Annotated in this window: 3 protein-coding genes and 1 pseudogene; 2 read left to right on the top strand and 2 right to left on the bottom strand. The window is 36.0% G+C overall.

What is annotated here, in order from left to right; translation table 11 throughout:
• Positions 1-62 precede the first annotated feature (62 nt).
• Positions 63-1,361, top strand: coding sequence for an MgtC/SapB family protein (locus FTV37_RS16280; protein ID WP_180041435.1), 1,299 nt, complete (start codon positions 63-65; stop codon positions 1,359-1,361).
• 23 nt (positions 1,362-1,384) lie between these two features.
• Here FTV37_RS16280 and yddG read toward each other — a convergent pair whose 3' ends face one another.
• Complete coding sequence (gene yddG, locus FTV37_RS16285) at positions 1,385-2,308, bottom strand: aromatic amino acid DMT transporter YddG (RefSeq protein ID WP_180064277.1); 924 nt, start codon at positions 2,306-2,308, stop codon at positions 1,385-1,387.
• 225 nt (positions 2,309-2,533) lie between these two features.
• A pseudogene (locus tag FTV37_RS16290) lies at positions 2,534-2,992 on the bottom strand (DUF4198 domain-containing protein); the annotation flags it as partial.
• A 26-nt stretch (positions 2,993-3,018) separates the two neighbouring features.
• Between FTV37_RS16290 and FTV37_RS16295 the strand changes: the two are divergent.
• Positions 3,019-4,263 carry a flavodoxin domain-containing protein gene (locus tag FTV37_RS16295; RefSeq protein WP_373683590.1) on the top strand — a complete coding sequence of 415 codons (1,245 nt, stop codon included), beginning with the start codon at positions 3,019-3,021 and terminating at the stop codon, positions 4,261-4,263.
• Positions 4,264-5,057: the final 794 nt, after the last annotated feature.

The raw sequence follows: 5,057 nt of genomic DNA on the forward strand, positions 1-5,057 counted from the left end.
ATTATTATTATTATTTATTTATATTGCCAATATAAACAATGTATTGATGGGAGGGCTTAAATTTGGAAATACTCATACAAACATTATCCTTCCCAGCATTGTTAACTATTTTAGCTTCGGCTTTAGGCTGTGGATTGCTCATCGGTTTGGAGCGTCAACGTAACAACAATTTGGACAGTGAACAGAGTTTTGCCGGTTTACGCTCCTTTACCATTTGTGCGTTGTTTGGAGCATTGTGTTTTTTAATCCATTTAGCTGTTGGTGTGATCGGTGCAATTGTCGTCAGTATGTTTAGCTATTATGGATTAAGTCAACAAAAACAAGATATTGGAACAACCACTGAACTTGCTTTTGTCATGACTTATTTGATCGGTGCCGCTTGTGTTTTTAATATTCCACTTGCTGCGTGTTTGGCTGTGGTGTTGACCCTCATATTATTTGGAAAAAAAGGCTTACATCATTTTGCAGCACATTGGATCAAAGACTATGAGTTAAGAGATGGGGTCTTTTTACTGGCATTGATCCTAATTGCCTTACCTTTAACGCCGAATCAGGCCTATTGGGGTTCTGTATTAAATCCCTATGTGATTTTAAAATTACTGATATTGATCTTGGTGGTGCAGTCATTAGCACACATTGCCAAGCGGCTTCTATCTTCTGATAAAGCGATTATCTTATCGGCCTTGGCATCAGGTTTTGTGTCGAGCACAGCAACAATCGCAAGCTTAGGTATGGAAGTACGAGCAGGAAAAGCCAGTGCCAAAAGTAATGCAGGGGCAGGACTTTTTTCATGTGTTGCGACATTGGTTCAACTTTTGATCATTGTCCTTGGGGTGAGTTTTGCTTGGTTTAAAATATTAGTTATACCAAGTATCGTCGGCATCTTGATATTGGTCCTTGCTGCGTTATATCTGATTTATGGCTCATCTCAAGTTCAGCATAATAAAGAGTCAGAACCTGAAATGCTTCGTGTAGAGGCGAATGAAACAGTGCCGTTAGAAAATACTGATAGTCGAATGTTTAGCTTAAAACAGGCGGCAATCATTGCCATCACGCTTACTTTGATCCAAGCACTTGTTTATGGATTAAATCTCGCTTTAGGTGATAAAGGCTTAATTTTAGGGACATTATTAGCATCACTCTTTGAAGTCCATGCAGCTATGGCAACCGTGGTGATGCAAGGTAATATCGACAATTTAACATTGGTTTATGCTGTGGTGATTGGATTATCAGCCCATGCGATTTCAAAATGTGTGAATGCATTTCTCACAGGTGGCTGGAAATATTTTCTATATTTTGCACCAACACAGTTACTTCATATGCTGTGCCTAATCGCGGTTTTGCTATTCAGTTTAAGATAAATGAGCCAAGTGACTGCTTCATATTATTCATGGCGCAATTGCATTAATCTGGCTTTTATTTGTGGCCAACTGGTTGAAATCCAACATACCAGCGAACCTAATGTCACCAAAATGGCACCATGCCAAAAACTTAAACTCAGTGGTGTCTGTAATATAAACATTGAAATTAATGAAGAAAAAATCGGACTAAAATACGATAAAGTCACCAATATCGTAATATTGCCTTTAATAATGCCTACATTCCACGCTGCATAACCCAAAGCGGTCACAATGGACACGGTCAACATATACATACCGGTATGTAAGTCTACGGCAGGCATTCGCGGAATACCGGGAAATATCAACATTTTTAGCCATAGCACAATCGTGATCACGACGAAAAAGAATGAAATAGGGTTATGTCCAAGACTGTATTTACGTGTAATCACACAGTAGAGTGACCATAAACTCGCTCCCATAAAAGCAAGAAAATAGCTTAATGGATTAGATTGAATGTTCGTAAAGACTGTAGACCAGTTAAAACTTCCATTACCCGTTTGGATCAAAATGATGCCACCCAAACAAAGGGCTAAACCAATGATTACGAAAAAGTTAAACTTTAATTCTTTAAATAAGATTAACGCGGCAATTGTCAGACTTGGCCATAAATAATTGACCAAACTGATTTCAATCGCTTGTTGAGCTGTTTGAGCCAAAGCAATGGCATAAGAAAAACACAACTCATAAATCACAAATAGAATAGTGGCGTATATCAAAAATTGGCGCGGAACCAGTTTAAGGTTTGGAATTTTAAATAAGAGCAATAGAATAATTGCGCTCAAGGTATACATAAAGAGCACAGCAAGATCAGGGCCAATACTGAAACTAATTTTCTTAAGTAAACCAACAATAGAAGACCATTGTAAGATTGCACTGAATCCAATCAGCGTTGCAAGATTTTTGGACATGATTGCTCGAAGATTTCGCAAATAGCGAATGAATTTTTAATTTTTATTATAGTCTTTATTCAGTCGTTCAGTCTAAGCGTGAAATTATTAAACTCTATTTAATTAAAAGATCTTTAATGAATCATGTTTCACACGAGTTTTATATGATTTTAATGTGAGTAAATGATATTGCATTGATTTCAATGCAATATCAGGGTGATTAACATTTACTAAGAATAAATCAATTTATTCGTTAACTTGAACAGTCAAACCATAAGTATAGTTCGCTGCCGCAGGTTTTTTAGTATTGTCAGGATTTGCTTCAGGATAAGACGCGGTAATTAAATAGATGCCGTCATCGCTAAATTTAATTTCAGCTTCACCTTTTGCATTGGTTTTCACATGCGGCATTTCACGCTTTTCATTTGGTTCGTAGCTGCTCGCACCTTTAAACACATCCAACTCTAAGTTAGGAACGGGTTTGCCATCGACTAAAACCTGTAATTTCAGGCTTTCACCTTCATAAAGTTCACTCGGATGAGTTAATAATTTAACTTCAAAACCTTTATTGGTAAGTTTTGGTAGAGCAGTCGGCTTACCTTTAGTTACATAAGTTTCAGCAATTAAATGATTGGCTACTTCGAGGGTTTGTGCATTTGCAGACACTTGATCTGCAGCAATCATACGAGGTGGCTGAGCATTTGGCTCAATTTGGGCAAGCGGTTGAATTGATGAGTATTGAATCTTTCAACGTTGAACAATTGAAGACAGCACATCAAGTGATTTGGGTTGTGAGCACGTATGGCGAAGGTGATGCGCCTGATATTGCACAACATTTTGATCATTATTTGGCACAACATTCGTTGGATTTAAGCCATCAAAGTTATGCAATTTTGGCATTGGGTGACCGTCGGTATGCCAATTTTTGTGAATTTGGTCATCGCTTAAATCATTTTTTGCAACAATCTCAAGCGAAAGCTTGGTTTGATCTCGTCACGGTTGATCAAATGTCTGCAGATGATTTATCGCATTGGAATATCCAACTTTCTCAGCATTTTCAGCACGATATGGCTTTGCAACAGTCAACACGGGTATGGAATAAAATTCAGCTTAAATCTCGCTGTTTATTAAATGCAGGTAGCCAAGGTCAACCTTTATATCATTTGGTTTTTGATGTACCAAAAGAAATGCTTTGGCAATCTGGCGATATCGTCGAAATCCAATGTGAAAATAACCATGCAGTTTTAGCAGATTTTCAGTCGGTTCATCCTGAATTGAATGATCTGCATATTGAACAATTACGTGATCGAAATTTAAGACAAATACCAACACGGACACATCAGCAATCTCTAGCAGAGTGGTTAGAGAATTTTAAACCTTTGCCTATACGTGAATATTCGATTGCTAGCCGCAGTAATGACCAACAATTAGAGCTCGTTGTACGTCAAGAGCAGCATGGCGATGAACTAGGTTTAGATTCTGGCTTATTAACGCACGATTTAAAACTTGGACAATGTATTCATGCCTATATTCGTGCGAATCCAAATTTTCACTTAGCAGAGGGCGTTAAGTCGGCAATTATGATTGGCAATGGCTCAGGAATGGCGGGTTTGCTTTCACATCTTAAGCAACGTGTCGCAAAAGAGCACTGTCAAAACTGGTTAATTTATGGTGAGCGTCAACAAGCTTTCGATGCAATTTTTGCTGATGAACTGCATGAATTACAAAACCAAGGTAAAATTGCAGAAATCGATCGGGTATTTTCTCGTGATGGATTTGCTGAAAAGTATGTGCAAGATGTCCTAGTTGTAAAAAAAGCTGAATTGATTGATTGGCTAGAGCAAGGGGCTTGTCTCTATATCTGCGGCAGTTTGAATATGGCCAAAGCGGTAGATGCCACTTTGCAAGAGATACTGGGCATTGAACAACTGCATACACTGCGTAAAGCAGGTCATTACCGCCGCAATGTGTATTAAATAATTGATGTCTACTGAAGAAGTAAATAATGATGCAGTTCGTAATGAGATGGATCGATAGTTTAAAAAGGAACAATAATGGATAAATTTGTAATTAGAGTTTATCACGATTGTAAAAGGCTAATTATAGCTATTTTTTTTATTATTGAGTTTTTGATTTTTTTAATAAAGTATTACTTTTTTGGGATAGGTTTCTGGAGTTTTATTGGTGCAGTAGTTTTTTTTATTATCTTTGTTGATCTAATTTATAATGGGAGTTATTTGTTGATCGGAAAGATAAAAAAGAAACTGAAGTTTATGAATATTATATTAGGTTTATCTATATTTTTGTAATTTATTTATTTTCAATATATTGCATTGTTGAGTGAAGAGTAAAATTTAAAAATTATGAGTAAATATTTTTTTTAATATTTTGTAGAGTTTTGCTCGTTTATGGCTCTATTGCATAAAGATTCTTAAGGCAGACCACCATAAGTCACTAAAAATTAAGTAACTTACTTGGATATGAGGTGGGCCTAATCAAAATCTTTTGTTTTCTCCAAAGCATGGATTAATCAATTGCTAGCCAATCTTATTGTTTGAATCTTTTATTTGGAACTGAGTAAAAGTGACTTATGAATATAAATTAATTTTCAGAGTTAGGTGTGTTGATTTTACAAAGAATATTTGATCATGACGCTTTAAATTTATCAATAATTAAGTATAGTTATACCATTAAAAAATTACTAGATTAAACAAACAATGAGAATGCATATTTTTTTAAATTCCTTACTTACGATGTATTGTTCAATTTC

Origin of the sequence: Acinetobacter sp. YH16042, assembly GCF_013417245.1 — a bacterium.
In the GTDB taxonomy this organism is placed as follows: domain Bacteria; phylum Pseudomonadota; class Gammaproteobacteria; order Pseudomonadales; family Moraxellaceae; genus Acinetobacter; species Acinetobacter amyesii.

Excerpts from the sequence above, each read along its gene's own strand:
- FTV37_RS16295 (WP_373683590.1), top strand. The coding sequence starts at position 3,019 with ATGAGTATTGAATCTTTCAACGTTGAACAATTGAAGACAGCACATCAA.
- yddG (WP_180064277.1), bottom strand. The coding sequence starts at position 2,308 with ATGTCCAAAAATCTTGCAACGCTGATTGGATTCAGTGCAATCTTACAA.